Raw genomic sequence first — 24,094 nt, forward strand, 5'->3', positions numbered from 1 at the left:
CGGTGCGCTGCCCAGCGCGCCCACGATGATGTCGAGCTGCGGCGACGGTCACCGACGCCGGCCGGACCTGCGTCGCGACAGGGCGTCCTGTCAGTACCGCCGCCCGCTGTCCCTGCTGCGGCGCCACCTTCCCAGGTGGCGCACGAGCGGTATCCCATCCCTTCCCCGACCAGGAGGTGAACCATGACCGAACCCGAGGCCCCCCGCGCCGCTCAGCGCGCCCACGAGAACGCCGAGACGCCCGAGGAGGAGTACGACGAGGAGCGCGCGCCGGCCGCAAAGCAGGCCCACGACAACCGTGAGAAGGCCGATCGGTCCTCGACGCCGCCCGATCAGTGATGGCCTGCTGATCGACGAGTAGCTGGTGCTCGGCGGCCCGGGTTGCGCCCGGGTGCGCCCCTCGGCGCGTGCCCGGGCGCGACCCCGAGGACCAGGAGGACCCTCACGAGCCACCTCACATGACCTTCTCGATGCCGTGACGGAGGAGCGGGCCGTCGGCCGGCCAGGCCATGGCGAAGCTGATGACCGTGCCGATCTGCATGAGGAACCAGGGAGACGGCGGTGTCGGGGTGCAGGGTCTGCGGCGACGAGACCGCAACCGGCCGTGCCGGTTGCTCGTGGCACTGCTCACGTGAGCGCGCGGGAGGCGGTCGCAAGGCCGACGCAAGATTGTGGGCACGGCGGCCCGGGGCAGCCGACGAGGGACCGGTTGATGGATCAGCCGACACCACCGAGACCCGTCTCGTGGAGGTACTCCCACATGACCACCTTTGATCAGCGTTCCGGCGGGACGGCGGCGCCGTCGCAGGACCGGACCGCCGTCGCCGAGCAGCCGACGCCCCGCTTCGAGGAGCGGACGACCCGCTGGGGGCCGGTGTGGGTCGGCGCCGTGGTCGCGCTGCCCGTCTACGTCGTGCTGCAGATGCTGTTCATCGCCCTCGGCTGGATCGCGTTCGGCGTCGACGGTGCCGGCGCGGGCGTGGCGGCCAGCATCGCCAGCGCCCTCCTCGCGATCATCGCCCTGTTCGTGGGCGGTCTCGCGGGCGGCACCGCGTCGTCGTGGCGAGGCGGCTCGCCCAGCGCTGCGCTCCAGGGGGCGATGACCTGGGCCCTCAGCGCCGTGGGCCTGCTCCTGCTCGGCCTGCTCGGCGGCGGTGCGCTCGCCGGCAGCCTCGGCGGGCTCGCGCAGCTCGTCGTCGCCACCGGCCCGCAGCAGTTCGCCGGGAACCCGGCGGTCGTCGCCCAGGCGATCCAGGCCGTCCAGAACGCGGCCGGCTGGTCCGCGCTCTGGCTCGGACTCGCGTTCGCCGCGGCCGTGATCGGCACCGGGACCGGGGCATCCCTCACCAAGGGCCCGCGGCCGGCCTCCGGCGGTCACGGCCACTGACGCCGGAGCGCCCGACGGGCACCCGGAACCGTCGGTAGAGCAGGGCCATCGGTCTCCCGGTCGCGTCGGTCACCACCGTGACCGCGTCCGGCGCACGGTCGAGGACGCCGGCAGTCGTGGCCCCGACCCCTGTGGCCGCCCGGGCGAGCAGCGTCCCCGCGCCGATGGCGACCGGCGCCAGCAGCGCGGCCGTGAGCAGGCCCGCGAGCGCGATCGCCACGGCGCCCCGCAACAGCAGGAGGAGGCGGTCGGGCCGGTCGTGGGGATCGGGGTCCTCGGCGGCGGGGCTGCCCATCTCTCCACGGGAGCACGTCGCCGGCCGCGGCACGGGCGCGACCGGCTGACGATCGCCTGACGAAGCCGATGACGGCGATGACGGCACCCGAGCACGCGGGCACGCTCAGGTGTGCGCCGCTACCTGATGCCCCTGGTCCTGCTGCTCGGACTCCTCTCCGGTTGCGCCTACGGCGTGGAGGCCGCACCCCCGCAGCCCCGGCCGTTCGGCCCGGAGAACCCGTCCGGCAACCCGACGCCCGAGACGTGGCTCGCGCAGGTGTGCACCGCCCTGACTCCGGCGGTGCGGTCACCGGGGCCGCCCGAGGTCCGCCTGGATGACCTCCTGGCATCCCGGCAGGAGATGCTCGCGTACCTCGACGAGCGCATCCGGGCGTTCGACACCGCCGCGGACGGGATCAACCGCGCCGGACCGCCGCCGATCGAGGCCGGTCAGATGGTGACCGAGCCCGTCGTCGGGCTGCTGCGCGACCGGATGGAGCAGCTGGCGATGCTGCGCGAGGACCTCGAGAAGGTCCCGCAGGTCGCCGACGGCACGCTGTTCGACACGCTGCAGAAGGTCCGGGGCCGGCTCGTCCTCGCGGGCCCGGCCGTGTCCCTGCCCGACCTCGCGCTGCCGCCGTCGCTCACCGCCCAGGCCGCGACCGTCCCGTCCTGCCGTGCGCTCGGGGTCGGCGCGTCGGGCTGAGCTCGCTCAGGACCCTGTGGCACCCGGTACCGGGAGCACCGGCGACGGACTCGGAGGCGGGCTCGGTGTGGCCGGGACCGGCTCCTGCGTGACCGACGGCGGGAGCACCACCGGGGTCGTCGGGGGCAGGGGCTCGGGGTCCCGCTCGGGGCTCACCCCGCACGCGGTGGTCGCGCCGAGGACGATCGCTCCGGCGGCCAGCAGCCGCCGCGCACGCCGGATCACGACGACACCTCCTCGAGTGCTACGACGAAGCGCGCCCCACCGCCCGGGCGGTCCTCGACCCACACGCGCCCGCCCAGGCCGTGGACGTGCTGGGCGACCAGCGCCAGCCCGAGACCGGTGCCCCCGCTGTAGGCCCCGTTGCGGCCGGACCGTGCGCCGCGCGTGAAGCGTTCGAAGACGCGGTCGCGGAGGTCCGCCGGCACGCCCGGACCGGCGTCGTCGACCTCGATCGCCGCCTGGCCGTCGCGGCGGACGACGCCGAGCCGGACTGCGCCGCCGCCGTGGTGCCGCGCGTTGTCGCACAGGTTCGCCACGACCTGGTCGAGGCGGCGGCGATCGGCCGTCACCAACGGCGCCGGCTCCGGGACGTCGATGACCGCGCCGGAGACCAGCGACGCGGGCACGTTCCGGACCACGACGCCGAGGTCCACCGGGGCGAGGTCGTGCCCGTGCGGGACCTGGATGCCGCGGGAGATCTCCAGCAGATCCTCGACCATGCGGTGGAACCGCTGCACGTCGGCGCCGAGCAGGTCCACCGCGCGCCCGGCGGTCTCGGGCAGGTCGGCGCGCCGTCGGCGGAGCACCTCGACCGCATTGATCATCGTGGTGAGCGGGGTGCGGAGCTCGTGGCTCACGTCGCCGGCGAAGCGGGCGTCGCGCTGCACGCGCTCCTCCAGCGCCTCGGCGGTAGCGTTGAACCGCGACGCGAGCGGGGCGAGGTCGGCCTCGCGGCGGACCGGGAGGCGGGCGGACAGGTCGCCCTCGGCCATGCGTCCCGCGGCGTCGGTGAGCTCGGTCAGTGGCGCGAGGGCTCGCCGCGCGGTCCACCAGCCGAGCAGCACCCCCAACAGCCCGGCCAGGACCGTGCCGGCGACCAGGACGATCGACAGGAACCGCAGCGTGCGGTCGAGCTCGGTCAGGGGGACGAGCCGGACGAACAGGTCGCCGTCGGCGGTCACGGGCAGCGCCACCGCGAGGACCGGCGACTCGTCGAGGACCAGACGCTGCCGGGCCGGTGTCCCCGAGGCCGCCAGGGCCAGCAGGAGCGTGGGGACGTTGCCCACGTCGACCTGCCGCCCCGCCGTGGTCCAGCGCCCGTCGGACAACAGCAGCGCGGCGGTCTCGGGCTCGCCGGTGAGCCCGACCAGCAGTGTCGGGAGATCGTCCGATCCTCGTCGGAGGCTGTCGGCGACGAGGCGCGCGTCGACCACGGCCTGGTTGGTCGCGCCGCGCTCCCGCTGGTCGAGCATGTAGCTCGAGGCGAGCTGCCAGGTGGTGATCGACAGGAGACCGGCGACGGCCGCCGTCACGAGACCGAAGGCGACCGCCACCCGCCAGCGCAGGGACACTGACTTCCAGCGGCCGCGCAGGCCGTTCATGGCCCGACGCGATACCCGGAGCCGCGCACGGTGAGTACGAGGGTCGGGTCGTCGGGGTCGGGTTCGATCTTGCGGCGGAGTCGACGGACGTGGACGTCGAGCAGCCGGGTGTCACCGAAGTAGTCGTAGCCCCAGACCCGCTGCAGCAGCTGCTCGCGGGTGACGACGTCGCCGCGGGCCGAGGCCAGCTCGACCAGCAACCGGAACTCGGTGTGGGTGAGGTGCAGCGGCTGCCCGGCTCGCTCGACCGCCTCGCGACCCGGGCTGATGAGCAGGTCGCCCAGCCGCAGCTCCGGCGAGCTCGGTGAATCCTCGGCCCCCGCGGGACGCCGCCGGCGCAGGAGCGCCTTGATCCGGGCGGCCAGCTCGCCGGCGACGAGCGGCTTGGTGACGTAGTCGTCGGCGCCGGCCTCGAGCCCGGCGATGACGTCGGCGGTGTCGGAGCGCGCGGTCGCGATGATGATCGGCAGGTCGCCCCGCGAGCGCAGCGTCGAGCACACCTCGATGCCGTCGATCCCGGGCAGCATGAGGTCGAGCAGGACGACGTCGAGGTCGGGGTCGACGACCTCGAGCGCCTCCTCGCCGGTGGCGGTCTCGACGACGTCGTAGCCCTCGTCGGCCAGGGCCAGCCCGAGGGCCTGGCGGATGCGCTCGTCGTCCTCGACGAGCAGGACACGCGTCCCCATCAGGTGACCCTCCCGCGGCGTCGGTGTGAGAACGCTACCCGTCTCCGGCGACCCGGAGAGAGCCCGCGGAGCAGCGCGGGCACCTCGTCAGGTGATCGTCAGGTGGGCGTGGTCGCGCGGCGCTCGGCGGGCGCCATCTCGAGCACCTCGCCCGAGCGGCGGGCCGCCCGGAAGGCGGCGACCTCCTCCTTGACCACGGGCGCGAGCAGGTACAGCCCGATGATGTTGAACAGCGCGAGCAGGAACAGGACCGCGTCGGCGAAGTCGAGGACGGCGCCGAGGGTGAGCACGGAGCCGATGACGACGAACAGGCAGAACACCGCCTGGTAGACCCGCTCCGAGAGCGTGCTGCGACCGAAGAGGTACGTCCAGGCCTTCTGGCCGTAATAGCCCCACGTGATCATGGTCGAGATCGCGAAGAGGGCGACGGCGAACGTGAGCACGTAGGGGAACCAGGGGAGCACGGTCTCGAACGCCGAGGAGGTGACGGTGACCCCGGCCGGGTCCTGCCCGGCGACGGCCGCGGCCTGGGCGTCGCGCCAGAAGGGGGTGTCGGCGACGACGATGGTCAGGGCGGTCATCGTGCAGATCACGACCGTGTCCACGAACGGCTCGAGCAGCGCCACGTAACCCTCGGTGACAGGGTGCCGGGTCTTGACCGCGGAGTGCGCGATGGGCGCCGACCCCAGCCCGGCCTCGTTGGAGAACGCGGCGCGCTGGAAGCCGACGATGAGGGCGCCGATGACCCCGCCCGCGACGCCGGCCCCGGTGAACGCCCCGGTGATGATCGCGCCGATGGCAGCGGGGACGAGCGGCAGGTTGACCAGGAGCACGGTCAGGCACGCGACGACGTAGACGAGTGCCATCGCCGGGACCAGCCGGCTGGTCACTCGGCCGACGGAACGGATACCGCCGAAGATCACCAGGCCCACCACGAGGGCCAGGACGACGCCGAAGACCAGGGCCGCGCCGTCGCCGCCGAGGACGCCGGCCTCGCCGCCGGTCACCTCGGTGAGCTGGGCGAACGTCTGGTTGGCCTGGAACATGTTCCCGCCTGCCACACCGAAGAACAGGATGAACACCGCGGCGAGGCCGGCGAGGAGCTTGCCCAGGTTGCGGCCGAACGCCGAGGGGAAGCGTTCGGCGATCCCGCGGCGCAGGTAGTGCATCGGCCCGCCCGAGACCGTGCCGTCGGGATGGTGCTCGCGGTAGCGGACACCGAGCGTGCACTCGACGAACTTGGTGCACATCCCCAGCAGCCCCGCCACGATCATCCAGAACGTCGCGCCGGCACCGCCGATCGTGACCGCGACGCCGACGCCGGCGATGTTGCCGAGGCCGACCGTGCCCGAGACCGCGGAGGTCAACGCGTGGAAGTGCGGGATCTCGCCGGGCTCGTCGTGACCGGTGTAGCGGCCTCGCGCGATGCGCACCGCGAGGCCGAAGTTGCGGAACTGCGGGGCCCGGAAGTACACCGTGAAGATCAGGGCCGCCAGGATCAGCCACCCGACGATCCAGGGGAACGACACCCCGAACAGCGGTATCTCGGCGAAGACGACGGCCGACAGCCCTTCGGCGACCGGCGTGAACACGGCGTCGATGGCGTCCTCGATGCCGGCGAGCGTTCCGCTGGAGGCGCCCCCCGCGGCGAGGACGTCGAGCTCGGCGGGCACGTCGGCTGAGGCGGCTGCGGCGGTCATGAGCCCCAGCTCAGGTGATGGCGGTCACGGCGCCAAGGCAGGTCGGGGGTTCGTCAGGAAATCGTCAGCGACCGCGGGCGGCGTCCGCTCCGCCGTCCGCCCCGCCCACCGAACGCCGAGCGACAGACGCTGTGCGGGGCCCGATCGGCCGTGGGCGGCGACGCCGGTGGACACGGGCGGGCGGCTCGGTGGTCTCACCCCGCGGACGACGCGTCCCGTCGCCACCGGGTGAGTCGTCAGGGAGTCGCAAGGTCGGACGGGGACCTGCGGCGCGTTTCCGCTGCGAGAGTGCGGCGGCGCCGGCACCGGCTGCCGAGCGCCGCGTCGGGCCGGACGAGGCGACCCCCTGCCCCGTCCGGTCCGGCGACGTCCGCGCGAGGAGACCCGCGCGACGCGACACCCGGTCCCGACCAGCTCCGGTCCGACATCGAGAGGTTCGGCGTGGATCAGCCGCGAGACCCGCAGGGACAGCCGGGCCCGCACGGGTCGGCGTCCCCGGGTCCTGGTCCGCCCCGGTCCCGACGGACGCAGCCTCCGGCGCGGCGCTCCGATCCTGCGATCCCGGGCCCGCCCGGCGCGGACGAGCAGACCATGCCGCTGCGGCCCGTCCTCGTCCCCGACCGGTCGCCCGTCCCGCCCGTCCCGCGCGACGTGCGGCTCGTGTCCCCGTCCCGCTCCCGGCGGCCGGCGCTGCGGTCGCGGTGGCGCGGGGTGGTGCTCGCCCTCGCGATCGGCGCCGTGCTCGTCATCGCGCTCGTCGCCGCGATCCGCTCGGCGACGTCCACCCCGACCGGTCGCACGGCGCCGCCGCTCCGGTCGGGGGTGGTCTACGAGGCCACCGGGGACGCCCTCCGAGCCCTCGTGACCTAAGGACGCAACGGGGCCGCGTCGCGGGAGAACGGCGTGGCCCTCCCGTGGAGCACGAGGACGGTGTCCGGCGACGGTCACGACACCTACACCCTCACCGTGCAGTCATCGAGCGCCGTCGCCGGGCTGATCACCTGCCGGATCCTGGTGGACGGCGAGGTGATCGCCGCCCGGACGTCGTCGGCCCGGTACTCGGCCGTGTCCTGCGTGGGGAGCCCGGACCGGCGGACGACCGAACCGTGAGGCGGGACCTTCGGCTCTGTCCGTCCCTGCTCGTCACCCGCTTCCCTCGCCGGGGGCCCGAGGGCTCGCCGTCCGAGTGCTCGGGAGACACGATGCGGCCAACCGGTAGGACCTGCGGGCCCGGGGCGGGACGATGACCACGGGCGGCCCGCCCGTCGTCGTGCTCGCCTGCTCCGCCGGCGGGCTCGACGCCCTGCACCGCGTCCTCGGCCCGCTACCGGCCGACTTCGGCGCCGCCGTCGTGGTCCTGCAGCACCAACGGCCGATCCGGCACAGTCGCCTGGCGCCCGTCCTGGCGCGGTGGACCCGGCTCCCGGTGCGCGATGCCGTCAGCGGCGACGCGCTGAAGCCCGGCGTCGTGCTCGTCGTCCCGCCCGGACAGCACGCGCTCGCCACCCCGGAGGGCACGCTCGCCCTCGTGACCACCGACGCCACGCCGCCGTACCGACCGTCGGCCGACCTCCTGCTCGCGACCCTCGCGATCACCGCGGGTCCGCGGGTGGTCGCGGTCATCCTCTCCGGTCTCGGGCACGACGGCGCCACCGGCGCGAACGTGGTCCACGACTTCGGGGGGACCGTCCTCGCCTCCGACCGCGCCACGTCGGCGCACTTCGCGATGCCCGAGGCCGCCATCAGCCGCGACGACGCGGTGAACCGGGTCCTCCCGGTCGACGACATCCCGGCGGCGCTGGTCGAGATCGTCGACGACCGGCCGGACCCGGTGACCGACGCGCCGCCCGAGGCCGTCCCCGAGGCCCCGTGACACCGGACTGGCGTCGACACGGGACCTCGGTCCCTACCGCGCGGTCCCGGGATCGGGTTGCCTCTCGGACCCGCGCGGCAGGAGGGACGAGCCATGGGCCACGACGACGTCACCATCACCCGCGAGACCGGCCGCCGCCTGGCCGCCGTTCACTACGAGGCCCGGACCGAGGACATCGGGGCCAAGGCCGGCGAGGCGTTCCGCAGGGTCGCCGGCCACCTCGCCCGTACCGGGGTGCCCATCACCGGACCGGCCGTCTCCGTCTTCGTGGCGGACGAGGACGCCTTCTCCGTCACCTCCGGCTTCGTCGTCGACAGCGACGTCGAGCCCGGCGAGGGGATCGAGCCGTTCCGGCTCCCGGAGGTGGAGGTCGCCACCACCACGCACCTCGGGCCGTACGACGAGCTGGACAAGGCCTACGACGCGCTCGGGCGGGGGGCCGCGGCCCACGGTCGCCGGGTCGACGACACGGGACCGATGTGGGAGGAGTACTGGAGCGGTCCGGACACGCCGCCGACCCAGACGCGCACCGTCGTCTCCCGACCCTTGGTCACGCCACGGTGAGCGGACCCGACGGCGGCGTCAGGGGTCGCCGGGATCGGGCTCGGTGGTCACCAGCAGGAACTCGGGCACGCCGGCGAGCATCCGTCGCCAGGACGGGGTGAAGCTGTCCCGCACCTGCTCGGCGGGCACGATGCGCGGCGAGGTGACGGTCCGGCGGACCCCGTCGGCGGTGACGACCCCGCCCCCGGCGGCGAGCAGGTTGCGGCACCAGTCGGTGTCGCGCCCGTAGGGCAGGGGGAGCGCGAAACCGTCGGGCACGGGACGTGCCGCGACCGGGGTGACGTGGGTCCGCCCGGACCGGCGCCCGACGTGCTCGATCCTCGCCGCGTACCAGTGCCGTCGCCCGGCCAGGTGCAGCATCAGCGGGTTGAGGACGTGCCTGTTGAACGTCCTGACGGCCTGGTTGGAGCGCGAGTGCCCGCCGCGCGCCGCCGTCGGCGTGCACCGGTACTCCTCGACCAGCGACCACGGGCCGCCGTCGACGCTCGCCTCGTTGCGCCAGAGCACCGCCCCGGGCCGGCGCTCCCACGTGAGACGGATGCGGACCGCCGGGTCACCGGTGGACTCGAAGACGAGCCGGTCGCCGTCGATGTGACCGGCCATCACCTCGGCGTGGCCGTAGCAGTCGGCCAGCACGGCGCGGTACTCGCGGCGGAACGGGTCCCATCCCGCGACCCAGTGGAGCTGCCAGCTCAGCACGTGGGTGCCGTCGAGCAGGTACTGCTCCTGGCGGTAGTCGCCGACGACCCACCGACCGTCCTGGATCGCGTGGTGGGTCCCGCTGCCGGTGGCCGTCATGGCCGGGGACCCGGGCCCCATGCCGCCCTCGGCGATCGTGCCTGTCCACGTGGTGTCGCGGTGGAAGCGGCGCAGCGCCTCCATCTCATCCCCGGCCGCGACGGGCTTCGGGACGCGGTCCAGCACGGTCGTCACGGCGATCTCCTCGGTCGGCGGCCCCGCCAGCCTGTGCGCCTCCCGGACGCGCGGGCAGCCGCCGAAGGTCCTGCTCCGTGGCACCGGCAGTCCCGACGGCGTGGTCGCGGGCGTAGGCCGCGAGCACGTCCCGCGTGGTGGCCCCGGCCGGGAGCCGGGAGCGGCAGGCGATGCCGGCGGCGAAGTCGTCGATCGCGCGCAGGAGCAGCCCGCCGTGGAAGTGGGCCTCGGCGGAGGTGGTCTGCCGGCGGGCCCGGTCGGCGACGTCCAGCAGGTGCTCCATGACGGCCGGCAGGGCGAAGCGGGCGTCGTCGTCGTGGAAGTAGTAGGTGATGGGGAAGGTGACCAGGTCGCGCTCGCAGGCCACCAGCCGCGAGGTCAGGTCGGCGTAGACGCTCGCGGGCAGCGGCGACGGCGGGCCGGGGTCGGCGGAGTCGGTCTCGACCTCCTCCAGGAGCCGGATCTCGTAGGCGAGGGCCCGCCGCCGGGACAGCACGGGGAAGATCGAGAGCAGCCAGGACACGCTCGCGGTCAGCAGGCCGAGCCCGAGCAGGGACTCCAGCGGAGCGGCCAGCCGGAGCAGCCCGTGGGCGGGGGAGACGTCGCCGTAGCCGAGCGTGCTGAGCGTGACCAGCGAGAAGTAGAGGGCGTCGAGCAGGTCCGTGCCGGCACCGCCGAGCTCCGCGGCGTGCAGGAACCCCTCAGGCATCCACGGCCAGTACACCAGCGCCCACCCGCACCCGAGGAACGCCGCCCAGCTCGCGACGACGACGAGGAACGAGAGGGGTCCGGCGAGGGTCAGCGCCCGGGCCCCCGGGAGGTGGTGGCACGCCGACCACGTCGCCCTGATCACGGTCCGGCTCGGCGAGTGGCGCCGCGGGTGCGAGAACAGGGTGGCGGCCACGTCGAACAGCGCGATCGCGATCAACGCCACGCCGACGGCCGAGCTGAGCACGGCCACCGCGGTGCTCACCGCACACCCGGCGCGAGGTGCGGAAGGGTCACGCCGATCATCGTCCGGCGCCGCGGGCCCCGCGGACACGGACCAACGGCCCCGGAACCACGGGTCGCCCGGTCCGCCCCGTGGTGGCGACTCCCGGCCTCGTGCGCACGGCCCCGCGGCGGGCCCCCACGGACGGGCCGGCCGGGTCCTCCGGCCCTCCCGGCCGTCGGCGCCCCGTCCCACCCTCGGCCCGCCGGGCGCCGCGTGCGGCCGGGTCGACGCCGCCCTGGGTGGAGAGGGGAGCAAGGGGATGGAGCAGCGGACGCGACGGCGGGCGCCGCACGCCGCCGTCGAGGGCGACGTCGCCCCGGGCTTCGAGCGCGTGCGCGACGCGTTCGTCGCGAACTTCACCGAGCGCGAGGAGCTCGGCGGCGCCGTGTGCGTGGTCGTCGACGGGGAGGTCGTCGTCGACCTGTGGGGCGGCGTGCGGGACCGGGCGAGCGGCGCGCCGTGGCGGGCCGACACGATGACGTTGGTCCACTCGACCACCAAGGGCCTGGCGGCCGCGGTGCTCGCGCTGCTGCACTCCCGGGGCCTGCTCGACCACGACGAGCGCGTCGCCACCTACTGGCCGGGGTTCGCGGGGGCGGGCAAGCAGGACATCACCGTCCGCACGCTCCTGGCCCACCAGGCCGGGCTCTTCGCCTTCGACGAGCCGGTCGACCGGGACGTCGTGGCCGACCTGGACCGTCTCGCGGGGGTGATGGAGCGCCAGCGGCCCGCCTGGCCGCCCGGGGAGCGTCAGGCGTACCACGCGATCACGCTCGGCTTCTACGAGAACGAGCTGGTGCGCCGCCTCGACCCCGCCCACCGCACGATCGGCCGGGTGCTCGCGGAGGACGTCGCCGGCCCCCTCGGGGTGGGGGACGAGGTCTACGTGGGGACGCCGTCGTCGGTGCCCGACGAGCGGCTCGCCGCCCTGGTCCCGCCACCGGCGTGGCGGCGGCTGACGGGCATGCCGGTGCGCCTGACGATCGACGCGCTGCGGCGGCGCTCGGTGCTGCACCGCTCGCTGGTGGCCAACCCGGGCACCGGCTTCTACGTCGACCCCGAGCACGTCGTGGTCCGCGAGCTCGAGGTGCCCTCCGGGGGCGCGGTCGCGACCGCCCGGGCCCTCGCCACGACCTACGGCGCCCTCGCGGTGCCGGGCGGTCCGCTCGGCCTGCGGGCCGAGACACTGGCGGCGCTCGCGGCCCCGCCCACCCCCGCGCGGCGGGGCTGGTACGACGAGTGCCTCCACGCGCCGGCGGGGTTCTCGCTGGGCTTCATGAAACCCGGCGGCACGTTCGACTTCGGGTCCGACGCCGCGTTCGGGGCGCCGGGCGCAGGCGGCTCGATGGGGTTCGCGGACCCCGCGCGGCGGCTGGGCTACGGCTACGTGACCGACCGGATGGGCACGCGGTTGCAGGGCGATCCCCGGGACCTGGCCCTGCGTGCCGCGCTGGGCACGGTGCTCGCCCGCGGGTAGCGACGATCCGCGGGGACCGGTGGTCCCGGCCGTGCCCCGTGGAGCGGGCCCACCGTCGGGGCCTTCGCCCCTCCCGCGGGGGAACCGCGGAGCGCCAGGGTCGGTGCCGCCGCACCCGTCGACCCACCCGGAGAGGCACGTCATGGACGATCCCCGCCCGCCCGCCGTCGATCACGCCCTCGCCGACGGCGTCGCGGCCGGTGTCGCGCTGCTGGCGACGCCCCGCGGCGATCGCCCCGAGGCGTCCGGGTGACCGGCCACACCGCGCCGGGGCCGTCGGGGAGCGCCTTCGGAGCCCGCCTCGAGCACCTCGTCGACCGGCACTCGGTCCGCCCGGGGGCGTGGCTGCTGCGCCGCACCCGCGGGCGGATCGTCCGCCTCTGGCGCCGGCGCGCGCTCGTCCTGACCACGCGGGGACGCCGCACCGGGCGGCCGCGCACCGTGGTGGTCCAGTACTTCCCCGACGGCACCGACATGGTCGTCGTGGCGGCGAACAGCGGGCTGCCCACCCACCCGGCCTGGTACGTCAACCTGCTCGCCGACCCCCGCGCCGTCGTCGAGGTCGAGGGCCGCACGGTGCCGGTCCGCGCCGTGCCCATGACCCGCGACGAGGCCACCGCGTGGTGGCCGCGCGTGCTGGCCGCGGCCCCGGACTACGCCCGCTACCCGCGGCGCACCGACCGCCCGATCCCGCTCGTCCGGTTGGTGCCGGCGGACGACGAGACCCGCGGCCCGGCCCCGACGAGCTGACGGAGGAGACCGTGGACCGCGAGGACAGGGTGCTGCTGGGGCGGTGGATCCCGGTGGTCGCGCTCGCCGAGCTGGTCGGCTTCGCGGTGCCGGCGGTGGTCGGGGTCGCCACCGTCGACGCCCCGGTGGCGGTCTCGTTCCCGGCGCTGCTCGTCGCGGGAGCCGTGGAGGGCGCCGTGCTCGGTGCGGGCCAGGCCCTCGTCCTGCGGCGTCGCCTGCCCGCCCTCGCGGTCCGGCGCTGGGTCGCCCTCACCGCCGCCGGTGCGACGGTGGCCTACGTGCTCGGGCTCCTGCCGTCGGCGACCGCGCCCGTCACCGCCACGTGGCCCGTCGTGCTGCTCGGTCTGCTGGGCGGGGTGGTGGCCGTCCTGCTCCTCGTGACCATCGGCGGGGCCCAGTGGCTGGAGCTCCGGCGTCACGTCGACCGCGCAGGTCGTTGGGTCGGCGTCACCGCGCTGGCCTGGCTGCTCGGGCTCGCGACCTTCCTCGCGGTGGCCACCCCGCTCTGGCGGCCGGGGCAGGCGGTGCCGGTCGCGGTCGTGGTGGGCGTCGGCGCCGGCGCGCTCATGGCCCTGGTGATGGCGACGGTCACCGGGTTCGGGCTGGTCCGGCTCCTGCGCGGCGGGACGATCGCCCCGCCCCCTCCGGGACCAGGGGCCCCTACCGCCCACGGCCGCGCGGGATGACCCTCACCCCACCTCGAGGTGGAAGGAGCACGATCATGGCGACCGTCATGGAACGACGCAGGACCGGCTGGGACGTGGTGCTCGGGCTCCTGCTGCTGCTGGCCGGGCTGGTCGTGCTCGCCAACGCGGTGGTCGCGACCTTCCTGTCCGTCCTGATCCTCGGGTGGATCGCGATCGGGTCGGGCGTGGTCGCCGTCGTCACCGCGTTCTTCCGCCGGGAGTCGGGCGTCTCGTGGTCGGCCGCGCTGGGCGGCGCCGTGCTCATCGTCCTCGGCGTGATCATGGTGCGGGACCCGCTGGCGGGCGCCGCGGGCATCACGCTGCTGGCCGGCGCGCTCTTCCTCGCCGTCGGGCTCACGCGGCTGTTCGCCGCGACGCAGGTGCCCGCGGCCCGCGTGGTGCTCGTCGTCAGCGGGATCCTGTCGATCGTCCTGGGGCTGATCGTGCTGTTCAACTTCTCGATCGCGGTGCCGTCGCTGCTGGGTCTCCTGCTCGGCGTCCAGGTCCTCATCGAGGGCGCGACGATCCTCGTCGCCGGCCGGGTGCGGCCCGCCGCCTTCACGGCCCGCTGAGGGCACGCACCGACCCCGGGGCAGGCCGTCGCCCAGGAAGGATGACCATGTCCGTGATGGACGGGACGGGGTGTCCGAGCCTCGTGGTCGGCCTCGCCGACGACGACGCGTCCTGGTCCGCCCTGCGCTGGGCGACGGCGAGCGCGGCCCGCGCCGGCGGGGCCGTGCACGTGGTCCGGGCGATCCGGGACGAGGTCGAGGGGAGCGTGGCCGGCTGCTCCGCCGGGACCGACCGCGCGCTGGCGGAGACCGAGCTGGCCGCGGTGCGCCGGCTCGCCGCCCGGGCGGCGGAGGCCGTCGGGGCTCCGGCACCGCCACCGGTGTCCCTGTCCCGGTCTCCCGGTCGGGCCTCCGACGTGCTGCTCGCCGCGGCGCGCGGGGGCGCCGCCCTCGTCGTGGGACGGCCCGCCCGTCGCGGGCGCACGGTCGCGACGCTGCTCGCGGGTGCGCCGGGGCCGGTCACGGTGGTGGCCCCGTCCGTGGGGGCCGCTGGCGCCCGGCACGTCGTCGTCGGCGTCGACCCGACGGCGGGCTCGACGGCCGCCTCGCTCCCGGAGATCGTGGCGACCACGGTGGGGCACGTGCTGCAGCGCAGCCGGGACGGGGACCGCGTGACGGTGGTCGCGGGCTTCCACCCGGTGCCCGTCCCCGGGGACTGGCCCCACGGTTACCGGCCCTCGCCCACGATCGGCGAGCAGGTGCGGGCCGTCCAGGAGTCGACCCTGGCCGTGGTGACGCCCACCGTGCAGCGCCTCCGCCGCGACGACGCCTGCCGGGGGGTCGCCGTCGAGGTCCTCGGGTGGCCCCAGGAGTCGCCGCGTGCGGTCCTCGAGGCCGTCCGCGACCTCGGCGCCGACGAGCTGGTCGTGCCGCAGGTCGGCGTCTGGTCGCCGTCGTCGCTGCTGCGCCTGGCCCGGGTCGCCCCCTGTCCCGTCACCGCGCTGCCCGGTCCGGTCACGCTCCGGACGACGATCCCCGGGCCGCGGGCGGCTCCTGCTCGCGGGGACCTCGCCGTCCCCGGCTGAGCGGGCGCCACCCGCGACCGCCGGCGATCGCTGGTCAGCGCCGGTGCCGCACGGGGATCTCGACGCGGCGGGACGAGGGCGACGGCTCGGGCAGGGGGACGCGGACGGTGAGCACCCCGTCGGCGTAGGTCGCGGTGATCGTCGTCGGGTCGGTGCCCGGCGGCAGCACGAGATCGCGGGCGAACGTGCCCGTCCGTCGTTCGCGGCGCTGCAGCCGGCCGGTCCCCGGCTCGATCTCGCGCTGCGCCCGCAGGAACAGCTCCCCGCCTTCCGCCGCGACGGTGATGGCGTCGGGGGCGAAGCCGGGCAGCTCCGCCTCGACGACGAGGGCGCCCTCCTCGACACGCTCGTCGGTCGTGATCCCGGTCGAGCGCGGGTGTCGGCCGAGCAGGCTGTCGGCGACCGGCGCGCCCAACGTCTCGACGACGGCGCGGGCACCGCGAGAGAGCACGCCGGTCACGCCGCTCGCCGGCCGCGAGGTGGCCTCGGCGTCCGTCGTGACGGTCGCCGGGGTCGGTTCCGAGCCCGCGGGCTCCTCGGGCTCGTTCCGTCGGGCTCGGGTGGTCGTCGCCATGGTGCTCCTCCCTGCGCGGCCCGGGGATCGGGGCCGGGGCTCCACCCCGCCACCGTCCGCGTCGGCGGGGCAGGGCCGGTGGGCCCGGCGGACGGCGCCCGACGGGACCGCGGTCGCCGACGGTGTCCCCGCCGGCGCCGGGCCCTTCGACCCTGACGCCCCCGTCCCGGTCCGGCCCACGGTGCGCGCGGGCCGCGGGGCCTCGATGCGCGCCGGGGCGGCCACGAGGAGGAGCTGATGGGACCGGGAGGCGACTGGCGCAACGAGCTCGGGGCGACGATGACCTTGGTCGCCGCGCCCGACGGGCTGCTCACCGGGGTCTACGAGTCGCACGTCGGACGGGCCGAGGGACGCTACCCGCTGGCCGGGCGCTTCGACCCGGCACCGCCCGCCGACGCCCACGCGGCGGTGGGGTGGACGGTGGTGTGGAACAACGAGCTCGGCAACGCCCACTCGGTCACGACGTGGTGCGGCCGCTACGACCCCGACGCCGACCTGCTCCACGCCACCTGGCTGCTGACCGCCGAGGGCGCGGAGCACACGGGATGGTGCTCGACGCGCGTGGGGCAGGACCTGTTCGTCCGCCTGGACGTCGCGGCGCGGCCGCGGGGGAGTGCTCAGGCCGACGCCGCGACGTCGCGGTGACGTGCCGCCGCGTCCGGGCAGGTCCGCCCCGCTCCGGAGGGACCAACGGCCCTCCTGCGCCGGGCGGCGGCGCCCGAGCATGGCCGACATGACCACAGCAGAGGAGTCCACGACCGCACCCGGGGCCGCCCCGTCCGAGATCACCCCGCCCGGGGACGTCCCGTCCGAGGACGCCCCGCTGGACGGGACCGATGTCCGCCCGGAGGCCCCGGCCGCCGAGGGCGCCGACCTCGGCGACGTCCTCGAGCGGGAGCTGCGTCGCGGCGCGGCGATGGTCGACCAGGTCCGCGACCGTCTGCCGGCCCCTGTCCCGGTCTACCTCGGCGTCGCCGCGCTCGCGGTCACCGGTCTCGTGAGCTGGCCCGTGGCCGTGGCGGTGGGCTGCGGCTACGCCGCCTTCCGGCACTGGGAACCCCGACCCAGCGGGGTGCCTGCGCCGATGCCCTCGGCGGGCCGGCGGTGAGCGGCGACGTCGTCTGCGGCGTCAACGGCTCGACGAGCTCGCGGCGCGCCCTCCTCGAGGCCGTGCGCCGGGCCTCCGCGACCGGGGACCGCGTGACCGTCGTGACCGCCTACGACGCCGTCGGCTACTTCTGGGGCGCGCTCGCCTCGCTGCCCGGAGGGAACCTGCTTCCCGTACCGCACCGGAGCGAGGTCCAGGCCGCGGAGGAGGCGACGCTGCGGGCGTTCGTCGGGGAGGTCCTCGGCGACCGGCCCCCTCCGGTCCCGGTCGCGGTCCGTGCGGTGGCCGGCCGTCCCGTCGACGTGCTCGTCCGCGAGTCCGCCGGTGCCGCGCAGCTGATCGTGGGACACGGCACGGACCGCGGGCGTCTGACCTCGGTCGCCGCCGGGTGCGCCCGCCGCGTCCGGTGCCCGGTGGTCGTCGTGGGCACCAGCCCGTCGGCACCGGAGCCCGTGCGGTGACCACCCTGCTCTGGGTCCCGGTGGCCCTGCCACCGGCCCTGATGGTCGTGCTGCTCCTGCTCGACGCCCTCGACCGGCGGCTCCCGCCCGGACACGGTGCCGCCGGCAGGTCCGCCCCACCACCGAGCGGTGATGTCCCCGTCCGGAGCACGGCACGGATCGAGCGGTTCGAGGACGCGCCGGCGACGTGACGGAGCGCTCGCGGTCGCGGTGACCCGGCGCCGGCATGTCCGGATCGGGACGTTCGGCCCTGCCCCGCGGGACCGGGAGCGCGCCACGGTCGACCGGACCGGTCCACGGGCGCCGGGGCGAGCCCGACCACGGACCCGACCACCGACCCCGCCCCCCGAACCGACCCCGCCCACCGACCCCGACACGAACAGGACCCGATGTCTGCTCGACCGCTGCTCCCCGCGTCCCTGCCCGGTGATGATGCCGGACCGACCGACACCCACGACGAGGACGACGCCGTCCCGCACACCATCACGCGGCTGGCCGCCGAGTTCTCCGGCCGGCCCGTCGCGGTGGTGTCGGCCACGGTGCTCCGGTGCCGCCGGGAGCTCGACGCGGTGCCGCCCGGTGCCCTGCCCGAACTCCTCGAGCGGCTCGCCCGCCAGCGGCTGCGGTCGTCGGCCTGAGCGTCGACACCGGGTCCCGCGCGACCGAGAGGACCGGGACCTGTGGGGCCGGGACCGGGGGACGTTCGGTCCTGTCCCGGCGCCGCCGGTGGGCGCAGGTTCTGTCCGGGCCCGCCGTGGAGCCACGGCCGGCGTGGAGGAGAAACGCCGGTCCCCTCGGCGGCGGGCCCACCCGGAGCCCGGGTACCCACGCGGAGCTCACGACCGCGGGAGGTCGGCCGCCGTGGGGTCTGCGGGCCCGTGCCGGCCGGCGGTGCGTGGCGCCGAGACCGCTCGACGGTGTCCTGCACGCCTGGTCGCCCGTGGCTCCGGGTTCGCCGGGCGTCGACCCCCGAGTCCCCCCGCGTGGGACGTGCGGGGGTCGGCGCCCGGTCCGTCGGGACGCCCCCGGGCCGCCGTCGGGGGACCTTCGGCCCCGGGAGCCCGGTCCGGCGGCCCCGTGTCCCCGAGGGTGCCCCGGACCAGGGTCGGACCCATGACGACCAGCACCTGGACGGTCACGGTGACCTTCGACGACGACGGCGCCGCGACCTTCGCGCGCGCCGCCCTCGACAGCGCTCCCGACGACGTGCTCGGCCCGGGCGACGTGCTCGCCTGCGAGGGCCGGGCGGTCCGGTGGCCCGACCACCCGTCGGTGGCGGTCATCGGCCGGCAGGTGGCCGCGGCGCGTGCCCTGGTCGAGCTCGGCCACCGGCTCGGTGACCACGCGATCGACGACGCCTTCGCCAACGCCTACGGCCGCCCGGCCCTCACCTCGCCGGCACCGCGCACCCCCGCGCCGTGACCTCGTCGCTGTTCGCCGCCGTCGTCGCGGTCCTCTGGGTGGCGAGCGGGGTGCTGGCCGCGCTGGTCCTGCTGGGCCGCCAGGGGTACCGCGACCTGCGCTGGTACCTCATCGGGGCCGTGCTCGGCCCCCTCTTCGTCCCGATCGCCGCGGAGCGCGCGGACCGGTCCGTGAGGGTGGTCGACCTCGCCCACGAGCACCCCCGCGCGGTGGGGGCGCCGGTCGTCGTCGGCGTCGACGGCTCGCCCGGGTCCGACCGGGCCGTCCGCCTGGCCGCCCGCCTGTTCGACCCGGCGCGGGTCCCGGTGGTGCTGGTGACGGTGCTGGACCCGGACGCCGCCGGCGACGCGGACGACGGGCGACGGCGGGAGGCCCGCGCGCTGCTGGCCGACCGGGCCGGCTGGTTCGGCGCCGGCGCGGAGCAGGTCGTGACCGAGGTGGTCTGCGGGCAGCCCGCCCGGGGCGTCGAGACGGTGGCCACGGCCCGGGGAGCCGCCCTCATCGTGCTGGGACGACACGGGGCCGGTGGCACTCCGCACCTGCTCGGGGACGTCGCGCACCGGGTGAGCCGGCACGCCGCGATCCCCGTGCTGCTCGCCGAGCGGCCGGACCGCCGGCCCGACGCCGGGAGCGGCGAGGTGGTGGGGGCGACCGACACGGCCGAGGGCGCGGCGACCTCCGGGGGAGGCCGGCGATGAGGGTCCTGGTCGGGTACGCCACGGCGCACGGCTCGACCCGCGAGATCGCCGAGCACGTCGGCGCCCGGTTGGAGCGGTACGGCCTCGAGGTCGACGTCCGGGAGCTCGCCCGCGTCGCCGCGCCGGCGGCCTTCGACGCCTTCGTCCTCGCCAGCGCCGTGCACGGTCAGCGCTGGCTGCCCGAGGCCCGGGCGTTCGTCGCCGAGCACGCCCCCGAGCTGGCCGCCAAGCCGGTCTGGCTCCTGAGCGTCGGGATGCCGGACGCGCTGCGCTGCCCGTGGCGCCTGCTCGCGAGCCTGCAGCCGCCGCTGCTCGTGGAGGAGCTGGCCGACCGGGTGTCCTTCCGCGACCACCTCGTCGTCAGCGGGGTGATCCGCGACGACCACCTGCCGCTCTTCGGGTGGCTGGCGTTGCTCGCCCTCACCCGAGGGGCCGGCGACTACCGCGACTGGGACCGCATCGACGCCTGGGCCGACGGGGTGGGCCGGGTGCTGACCACCCTGCCCGCCCCGACCGGGCGCCGGCGCCGGGCCTCGTCCGGGGCCCGCGCGTGACGGCGGCCCGACCCGTCGCCTTCGCCTCCGACGGGCTCACCTGCCGTGGCCGCCTCCACCGTCCCGCCGGCGGCGCGCCCGCGCCCTGCGTGGTGATGGCGCACGGGTTCTCCGGGACGATGGACGCGCTCCTCCCGTCCTACGCGGAGCGCTTCGTGGCCGGCGGTCTCGCCGTGCTCCTCTTCGACTACCGCCACTTCGGGGAGAGCGACGGCTCGCCGCGACAGCTCGTCGACAGCGCACGCCAACGGGCCGACCTCCGCCGCGCCGTCGAGTTCGCCCGCGGGATGCCCGAGGTCGACGGGGACGCCGTCGCGCTCTGGGGGTCGTCCCTGGGCGGCAGCCACGTCGTCGAGCTCGCCGCCGGTGACCCGTCGATCGCCGCCGTGGTCGCGAACGTCCCCGCTCTGGACGTGTGGCGGGGCCGGGGCGACCTTCGACAGGAGATGGCCCAGCGCGGGCTGGGGCGGCGGGAGGTCGCCCGCGCCACCGCGCGGCTGGTCGGCGCGGCAGTGGTCGACGAGGTGCGGGGGCTCCTGCACCGGCCGCCGCACTACATCGCCGTCTTCGGACCGATGGACCGGGCGGTGTTCAGCGATCCCGGGCTCGCCGGGTGGTTCCGCGATCTCGAGGCGTCCAGCGGCACGTGGGAGAACCGCGTGACCCCGCGCTTCCTCCTCCACGCCCCCCGGTACCGCGCGGGCACCATGGAGCGCATCCGCGCGCCGCTGCTGGTGACCCTCGCCCGCGACGACACGGAGATCTCGTGGCGGTTCGTCGCGGACAGGGCCGCCCGGGCGCCGCGGGGCGAGGTGACGATCCGCCCCGTCGGGCACTTCGACGTCTACCACGGGCGGACGTTCGACGAGGTCGCGTCCGAGCACCTCGCGTTCCTGCGGCGGCACCTCATCGAGGATCGGCGTGCCCCGGGGCGGCCCGTGGCCTCGTCCCGGTGACCCGCAGCCCCGCGACGAGCATGATCGCGGCGGCGACGACGAGGACCACCGGCTGGAGCACGAAGTACCGCTGCATGACCAGCAGCTGGACCGCGATCCACCCCACCTGCAGCACGCCGGCGAGGACGGACGCGGTCGGCGCGAGGTGGTGGCGGCGCAGCTCGAGGACGGCCGCGGCGAGCATCGGCGCCGCCACCACGAGGAGCAGGGCGATGCCGGGCACCAGCCAGCTGGTGAAGGGCGTGCCGGCGAGCCACGCGTCGCTCATGCCGAGCGTGCCCGTCAGCAGGCCGATGCCGCCGTACACCGCGCTCGCCCCGAGCAGGGCCTCGAGCAGCACGAGGACGCGGCGGGCCGCGTCCGCCTCGAGGCGGGGAACGGTGGTCATGGTCGGTCCTCTCCGATCACCCTCGGCCGCGCGAGCAGGCGCGCGACGAGGCCGGCGACGACGGCGCCCCCGACCGCGGCCGCGAAGCCGAGGGGGGTGGGCGTGGTGGCCCGCAGCAGGGCCATGAGGGGGGCGACGGTCACCGCCGCGACCTGGGCGAGCGCCGCGCCGCCGACCGCGATGAGCAGCCAGTCCGGGCCCGCCGGGGTGGTGCCACGGGGGCGCCGCGCCCGGAGCCCGACGGCCACGCCGAGCTGGGCCAGGCCGAGCGCGACGAACGCGGCGCTGCGCGGCTCCGGGTCGCCGACGAGGACGAGGGTGGCGACGGTCAGCGCGGCCACCACCGCGCCCACCACCAGCACCCCGATCCACAGACCGCCGGCGAGCACGGAGGCGCCCGGGCGACGCGGCCCCGTGGCCATCGCCCCCGGCTCCGAGGGCTCGGCGCCGAACGCGACCCCGGGCAGGCCGTGGGTCAGCAGGTTGATCCACAGGATCTGGCCGGGCAGCAGCGGCAGGGCCACCCCGATGAGCGGGCCGGTGAGCATGACGAGGACCTCGGCCAGGCCGCCGGCGAGGGCGTAGGCGAGGAAGCGGCGGACGTTGGTGTGGATGCGCCGTCCCTCGTCCACGGCGGCCACCACCGTGTTCAGGTCGTCGTCGGCGAGCACGAGGTCGGCGGCCTGGCGGGCGACCTCGGTGCCGCGCCGGCCCATCGCGACCCCGATGTCGGCCCGGCGCAGCGCCGGCCCGTCGTTCACGCCGTCGCCGGTCATGGCGACCACCTCGCCGCGCGACTGCCACCCCGCGACGACGTCGAGCTTGCGCTCCGGGCGGCAGCGCGCGACGACGTCGGCGTCGAGCAGCTCGCCGTCGTGGCCCGCGCCGTCGGGGACGGCCACCCGCGCGGGACGTCCCCCCGGCCCGGTGAGCCCCACCTGCGCGGCGACCGTGGCCGCGGTGCCGGGGTGGTCGCCGGTGAGGACCACCGTGCGGATGCCCGCGCGGTGGCAGCCGGCGAGGGCGTCGCGCGCGGCCTCCCGCGGCTGGTCCCGCAGGGCGAGGACGCCCAGGACGTCGAGGTCGTGCGGGACGTCCGCGTCGGCGTCCACCGGCACGGCGCTCCGGCGCCCGGTGGCGACGACGATGACCCGCAGCCCGCGGGTCGCGGCGTCCTCGGCCCACCGCCGCGCGCGGTCGGCGACCCCGGACAGCCCGGGAGGCGGCAGCACGGTCTCGGGAGCGCCCTTCTCGACGACGAGCACGCCGCCCGTCGTCGCGTCGGCCCCGCGGTCCGTCCCGCTGTCGGGCCCGTCGTCGGGCTCGCTGTCGTGCCACGTGGTCATGCGGCGGTGGACCGCGTCGAACGGCACCGCCGCCCGTCGCGGGTGGCGGCCCCGCACCGCGGCGACGTCGATCCCGCGGGAGCGCGCCCAGTCGACGAGCGCGGCCTCGAGGGGGTCGGTGCCCGGCCCGGCGTCGGCGTCGGGGGCGGCCGGGGCGTCGTTGCAGAGGACCGCCGCCCGGGCCAGCTCGTCGAGGTCCTGCTCGGTCCAGGTCTCGGCGACGCGGAGCCGACCCTCGGTGAGGGTGCCGGTCTTGTCGGTGGCGAGCAGGGTGACCGCGCCGAGGGTCTCGACGGCGGGCAGGCTCCGCGCGACGGCGTGCCGGTCGGCCATCCGCCGGGCACCGAGGGCGAGCCCGAGGGTCACCACGACGGGCAGCGACTCGGGCACCGCCGCCACCGCGAGGCTCAGTGCGGTGACCAGCATGAGCACCGGGGGTTCGCCGCGCAGGAGACCGAGCGCGAACACGACCGCGCAGGCGACGACGGCCGTGAGCGCGAGCCACCGCCCGAGGGCCGCGAGCTGCTGCTGCAGCGGGGTGCGCCGCGATCGGGTCCGCACGAGCCCCTCGGCGATGCGCCCCATGGCCGAGGACGGCCCGGTCGCCCCGACGAGGACCTCGCCCCGGCCCCGGGTGACGACGCTGCCCGAGAGGACCTCCGTGCCCGGTCGGTGGGCCTCGACGGGCAGCGACTCGCCGGTGATGGCCGCCTCGTCGAGCTGCAGGGACTCGCCCCACAGGACGGTGCCGTCGGCCGCGAGCACGTCACCGGCGGCCACGGCGAGCACGTCCCCGCCCACGACCTCGCGGGCGGGCACGGTGCGCACCGCCCCGTCCCGACGCACCCGGGCCCGGGCCGCGCCGAGCCGGTCGAGGGCCTCGACGGATCGGTCTGCGCGGATCTCCTGCACGACGCCCACCGTGGTGTTGCCGAGCACGACGAGCAGCACCACGGCGGTGTCGGCGTGGTCGCCGATGGCGGTGGTGACGGCCGCGACCACGAGGAGGACCAGCACCAGCGGGTCCGTCAGCTGCGCGAGCACCCGGCGCGCCGCCGAGCGGCGCGGGGGGCGGGGGAGCTCGTTGGGCCCGTCGCGGGCGAGGCGCAGGGCGGCCTCGGCGTCGGTGAGCCCCTCCCGCAGGGCGGTCGTCCTCACGACGCCCGACGGTGCGCGGGTGTCGCTCCGTGGACCAGGGCCGGAGGTCACGGGCGGGGAGAGCCGCGCAGACCGTCGCGCCGTCGGTCACCCGCGGCCGGGCTCGGGGCCCGGGCCTGGCGGTCCCGTGATCGTCGGGACGTTCGACCCTGTCCGCGCAGGCCCGCAACCTCGATGCTGGGCGGCGTGGACCTCG

General features: G+C 76.4%; 29 protein-coding genes and 1 pseudogene. 21 read left to right on the forward strand and 9 right to left on the reverse strand.

Annotation, left to right across the window (positions count from 1 at the left end; genetic code table 11):
* The first annotated feature begins 183 nt into the window (after positions 1–183).
* Together PH190_RS11825 and PH190_RS11830 are read left to right on the forward strand one after the other, a co-directional pair.
* Complete coding sequence (locus PH190_RS11825; protein ID WP_274231709.1) at positions 184–339, forward strand: hypothetical protein; 156 nt, start codon at positions 184–186, stop codon at positions 337–339.
* 421 nt (positions 340–760) lie between these two features.
* Positions 761–1,387, forward strand: a complete 627-nt coding sequence (locus PH190_RS11830) for a hypothetical protein (RefSeq protein WP_274231710.1) — start codon at positions 761–763, stop codon at positions 1,385–1,387.
* On the opposite strand, the gene PH190_RS11835 is transcribed toward PH190_RS11830, so the two are convergent.
* The gene (locus PH190_RS11835; RefSeq protein WP_274231711.1) at positions 1,344–1,682 is read right to left on the reverse strand and encodes a hypothetical protein; all 339 of its coding nucleotides are present in this window, start codon (positions 1,680–1,682) and stop codon (positions 1,344–1,346) included. The genes PH190_RS11830 and PH190_RS11835 overlap by 44 nt on opposite strands.
* 111 nt (positions 1,683–1,793) lie before the next feature.
* Here PH190_RS11835 and PH190_RS11840 point away from each other — a divergent pair, with 111 nt between their 5' ends.
* Entirely contained in the window at positions 1,794–2,369 is a 576-nt protein-coding gene (locus tag PH190_RS11840; RefSeq protein WP_274231712.1) for a hypothetical protein, read from the forward strand.
* A gap of 221 nt (positions 2,370–2,590) precedes the next feature.
* Here PH190_RS11840 and PH190_RS11845 read toward each other — a convergent pair whose 3' ends face one another.
* From PH190_RS11845 to PH190_RS11855, 3 genes are all read right to left on the reverse strand, one after another.
* Entirely contained in the window at positions 2,591–3,973 is a 1,383-nt protein-coding gene (locus tag PH190_RS11845) for a HAMP domain-containing sensor histidine kinase (RefSeq protein ID WP_274231713.1), read from the reverse strand.
* The gene (locus tag PH190_RS11850; protein WP_274231714.1) at positions 3,970–4,659 is read right to left on the reverse strand and encodes a response regulator transcription factor; all 690 of its coding nucleotides are present in this window, start codon (positions 4,657–4,659) and stop codon (positions 3,970–3,972) included. The genes PH190_RS11845 and PH190_RS11850 overlap by 4 nt, the downstream gene beginning before the upstream one ends.
* 98 nt (positions 4,660–4,757) lie before the next feature.
* Positions 4,758–6,359, reverse strand: a complete 1,602-nt coding sequence (locus PH190_RS11855) for an alanine/glycine:cation symporter family protein (RefSeq protein ID WP_274231715.1) — start codon at positions 6,357–6,359, stop codon at positions 4,758–4,760.
* A gap of 591 nt (positions 6,360–6,950) precedes the next feature.
* Between PH190_RS11855 and PH190_RS11860 the strand changes: the two genes are divergently transcribed.
* The 4 genes and pseudogenes from PH190_RS11860 (at position 6,951) to PH190_RS11875 (ending at position 8,796) form a co-directional block, all read left to right on the forward strand.
* Positions 6,951–7,229: a hypothetical protein gene (locus PH190_RS11860; protein WP_274231716.1), complete on the forward strand. Its 279-nt coding sequence runs from the start codon at positions 6,951–6,953 to the stop codon at positions 7,227–7,229.
* Between the two features lie 18 nt (positions 7,230–7,247).
* A pseudogene (locus tag PH190_RS11865) lies at positions 7,248–7,469 on the forward strand (MmpS family transport accessory protein); the annotation flags it as partial.
* 133 nt (positions 7,470–7,602) lie between these two features.
* The gene (locus PH190_RS11870) at positions 7,603–8,232 is read left to right on the forward strand and encodes a chemotaxis protein CheB (RefSeq protein ID WP_274231717.1); all 630 of its coding nucleotides are present in this window, start codon (positions 7,603–7,605) and stop codon (positions 8,230–8,232) included.
* A 93-nt stretch (positions 8,233–8,325) separates the two neighbouring features.
* The gene (locus tag PH190_RS11875) at positions 8,326–8,796 is read left to right on the forward strand and encodes a GyrI-like domain-containing protein (protein WP_274231718.1); all 471 of its coding nucleotides are present in this window, start codon (positions 8,326–8,328) and stop codon (positions 8,794–8,796) included.
* Positions 8,797–8,814: 18 nt separating this feature from the next.
* On the opposite strand, the gene PH190_RS11880 is transcribed toward PH190_RS11875, so the two are convergent.
* Positions 8,815–9,729 carry a nitroreductase family deazaflavin-dependent oxidoreductase gene (locus tag PH190_RS11880; RefSeq protein WP_274231719.1) on the reverse strand — a complete coding sequence of 305 codons (915 nt, stop codon included), beginning with the start codon at positions 9,727–9,729 and terminating at the stop codon, positions 8,815–8,817.
* Positions 9,680–10,702: a potassium channel family protein gene (locus PH190_RS11885; protein ID WP_274231720.1), complete on the reverse strand. Its 1,023-nt coding sequence runs from the start codon at positions 10,700–10,702 to the stop codon at positions 9,680–9,682. Before PH190_RS11885 ends, PH190_RS11880 begins: the two co-directional genes overlap by 50 nt.
* A 280-nt stretch (positions 10,703–10,982) precedes the next feature.
* On the opposite strand from PH190_RS11885, the gene PH190_RS11890 reads away from it, so the two are divergent.
* The 5 genes from PH190_RS11890 (at position 10,983) to PH190_RS11910 (ending at position 15,233) form a co-directional block, all read left to right on the forward strand.
* Positions 10,983–12,200 (forward strand): serine hydrolase domain-containing protein, encoded by a 1,218-nt coding sequence (locus PH190_RS11890; RefSeq protein WP_274231721.1) that lies wholly within the window; start codon positions 10,983–10,985, stop codon positions 12,198–12,200.
* A 249-nt stretch (positions 12,201–12,449) separates the two neighbouring features.
* Positions 12,450–12,950, forward strand: coding sequence for a nitroreductase/quinone reductase family protein (locus PH190_RS11895; protein WP_274231722.1), 501 nt, complete (start codon positions 12,450–12,452; stop codon positions 12,948–12,950).
* Positions 12,951–12,961: 11 nt separating this feature from the next.
* Complete coding sequence (locus PH190_RS11900; RefSeq protein WP_274231723.1) at positions 12,962–13,636, forward strand: hypothetical protein; 675 nt, start codon at positions 12,962–12,964, stop codon at positions 13,634–13,636.
* Positions 13,637–13,671: 35 nt separating this feature from the next.
* A complete protein-coding gene (locus tag PH190_RS11905; RefSeq protein ID WP_274231724.1) occupies positions 13,672–14,208 on the forward strand; it encodes an HdeD family acid-resistance protein in 537 nt (178 codons plus the stop codon).
* A gap of 47 nt (positions 14,209–14,255) precedes the next feature.
* On the forward strand, positions 14,256–15,233 hold the full coding sequence (locus PH190_RS11910) for a universal stress protein (protein WP_274231725.1): 978 nt from the start codon (positions 14,256–14,258) through the stop codon (positions 15,231–15,233).
* A 34-nt stretch (positions 15,234–15,267) separates the two neighbouring features.
* On the opposite strand, the gene PH190_RS11915 is transcribed toward PH190_RS11910, so the two are convergent.
* Positions 15,268–15,807 carry an Hsp20/alpha crystallin family protein gene (locus PH190_RS11915; protein WP_274231726.1) on the reverse strand — a complete coding sequence of 180 codons (540 nt, stop codon included), beginning with the start codon at positions 15,805–15,807 and terminating at the stop codon, positions 15,268–15,270.
* A gap of 237 nt (positions 15,808–16,044) precedes the next feature.
* Between PH190_RS11915 and PH190_RS11920 the strand changes: the two genes are divergently transcribed.
* From PH190_RS11920 to PH190_RS11960, 9 genes are all read left to right on the forward strand, one after another.
* Entirely contained in the window at positions 16,045–16,452 is a 408-nt protein-coding gene (locus tag PH190_RS11920; protein WP_274231727.1) for an avidin/streptavidin family protein, read from the forward strand.
* An 88-nt stretch (positions 16,453–16,540) separates the two neighbouring features.
* A complete protein-coding gene (locus tag PH190_RS11925) occupies positions 16,541–16,915 on the forward strand; it encodes a hypothetical protein (protein ID WP_274231728.1) in 375 nt (124 codons plus the stop codon).
* On the forward strand, positions 16,912–17,376 hold the full coding sequence (locus PH190_RS11930) for a universal stress protein (protein ID WP_274231729.1): 465 nt from the start codon (positions 16,912–16,914) through the stop codon (positions 17,374–17,376). The genes PH190_RS11925 and PH190_RS11930 overlap by 4 nt, the downstream gene beginning before the upstream one ends.
* A complete protein-coding gene (locus tag PH190_RS11935; protein ID WP_274231730.1) occupies positions 17,373–17,567 on the forward strand; it encodes a hypothetical protein in 195 nt (64 codons plus the stop codon). The genes PH190_RS11930 and PH190_RS11935 overlap by 4 nt, the downstream gene beginning before the upstream one ends.
* Before the next feature lie 198 nt (positions 17,568–17,765).
* On the forward strand, positions 17,766–18,014 hold the full coding sequence (locus PH190_RS11940) for a hypothetical protein (protein WP_274231731.1): 249 nt from the start codon (positions 17,766–17,768) through the stop codon (positions 18,012–18,014).
* A gap of 475 nt (positions 18,015–18,489) precedes the next feature.
* On the forward strand, positions 18,490–18,798 hold the full coding sequence (locus PH190_RS11945; RefSeq protein WP_274231732.1) for a dsRBD fold-containing protein: 309 nt from the start codon (positions 18,490–18,492) through the stop codon (positions 18,796–18,798).
* Positions 18,795–19,496, forward strand: coding sequence for a universal stress protein (locus tag PH190_RS11950; RefSeq protein WP_274231733.1), 702 nt, complete (start codon positions 18,795–18,797; stop codon positions 19,494–19,496). The genes PH190_RS11945 and PH190_RS11950 overlap by 4 nt, the downstream gene beginning before the upstream one ends.
* A complete protein-coding gene (locus PH190_RS11955) occupies positions 19,493–20,050 on the forward strand; it encodes a flavodoxin domain-containing protein (RefSeq protein ID WP_274231734.1) in 558 nt (185 codons plus the stop codon). Before PH190_RS11950 ends, PH190_RS11955 begins: the two co-directional genes overlap by 4 nt.
* Entirely contained in the window at positions 20,047–21,006 is a 960-nt protein-coding gene (locus tag PH190_RS11960; RefSeq protein WP_274231735.1) for an alpha/beta hydrolase, read from the forward strand. Before PH190_RS11955 ends, PH190_RS11960 begins: the two co-directional genes overlap by 4 nt.
* On the opposite strand, the gene PH190_RS11965 is transcribed toward PH190_RS11960, so the two are convergent.
* The gene (locus tag PH190_RS11965; protein ID WP_274231736.1) at positions 20,957–21,394 is read right to left on the reverse strand and encodes a hypothetical protein; all 438 of its coding nucleotides are present in this window, start codon (positions 21,392–21,394) and stop codon (positions 20,957–20,959) included. The two genes, PH190_RS11960 and PH190_RS11965, sit on opposite strands and share 50 nt — an antisense overlap.
* Positions 21,391–23,898: a cation-translocating P-type ATPase gene (locus tag PH190_RS11970; RefSeq protein ID WP_274231737.1), complete on the reverse strand. Its 2,508-nt coding sequence runs from the start codon at positions 23,896–23,898 to the stop codon at positions 21,391–21,393. Before PH190_RS11970 ends, PH190_RS11965 begins: the two co-directional genes overlap by 4 nt.
* Between the last annotated feature and the right edge of the window lie 196 nt (positions 23,899–24,094).

The sequence above is a fragment of the Actinomycetospora straminea genome, assembly GCF_028737255.1.
GTDB classification, from domain to species: Bacteria; Actinomycetota; Actinomycetes; order Mycobacteriales; family Pseudonocardiaceae; genus Actinomycetospora; species Actinomycetospora straminea.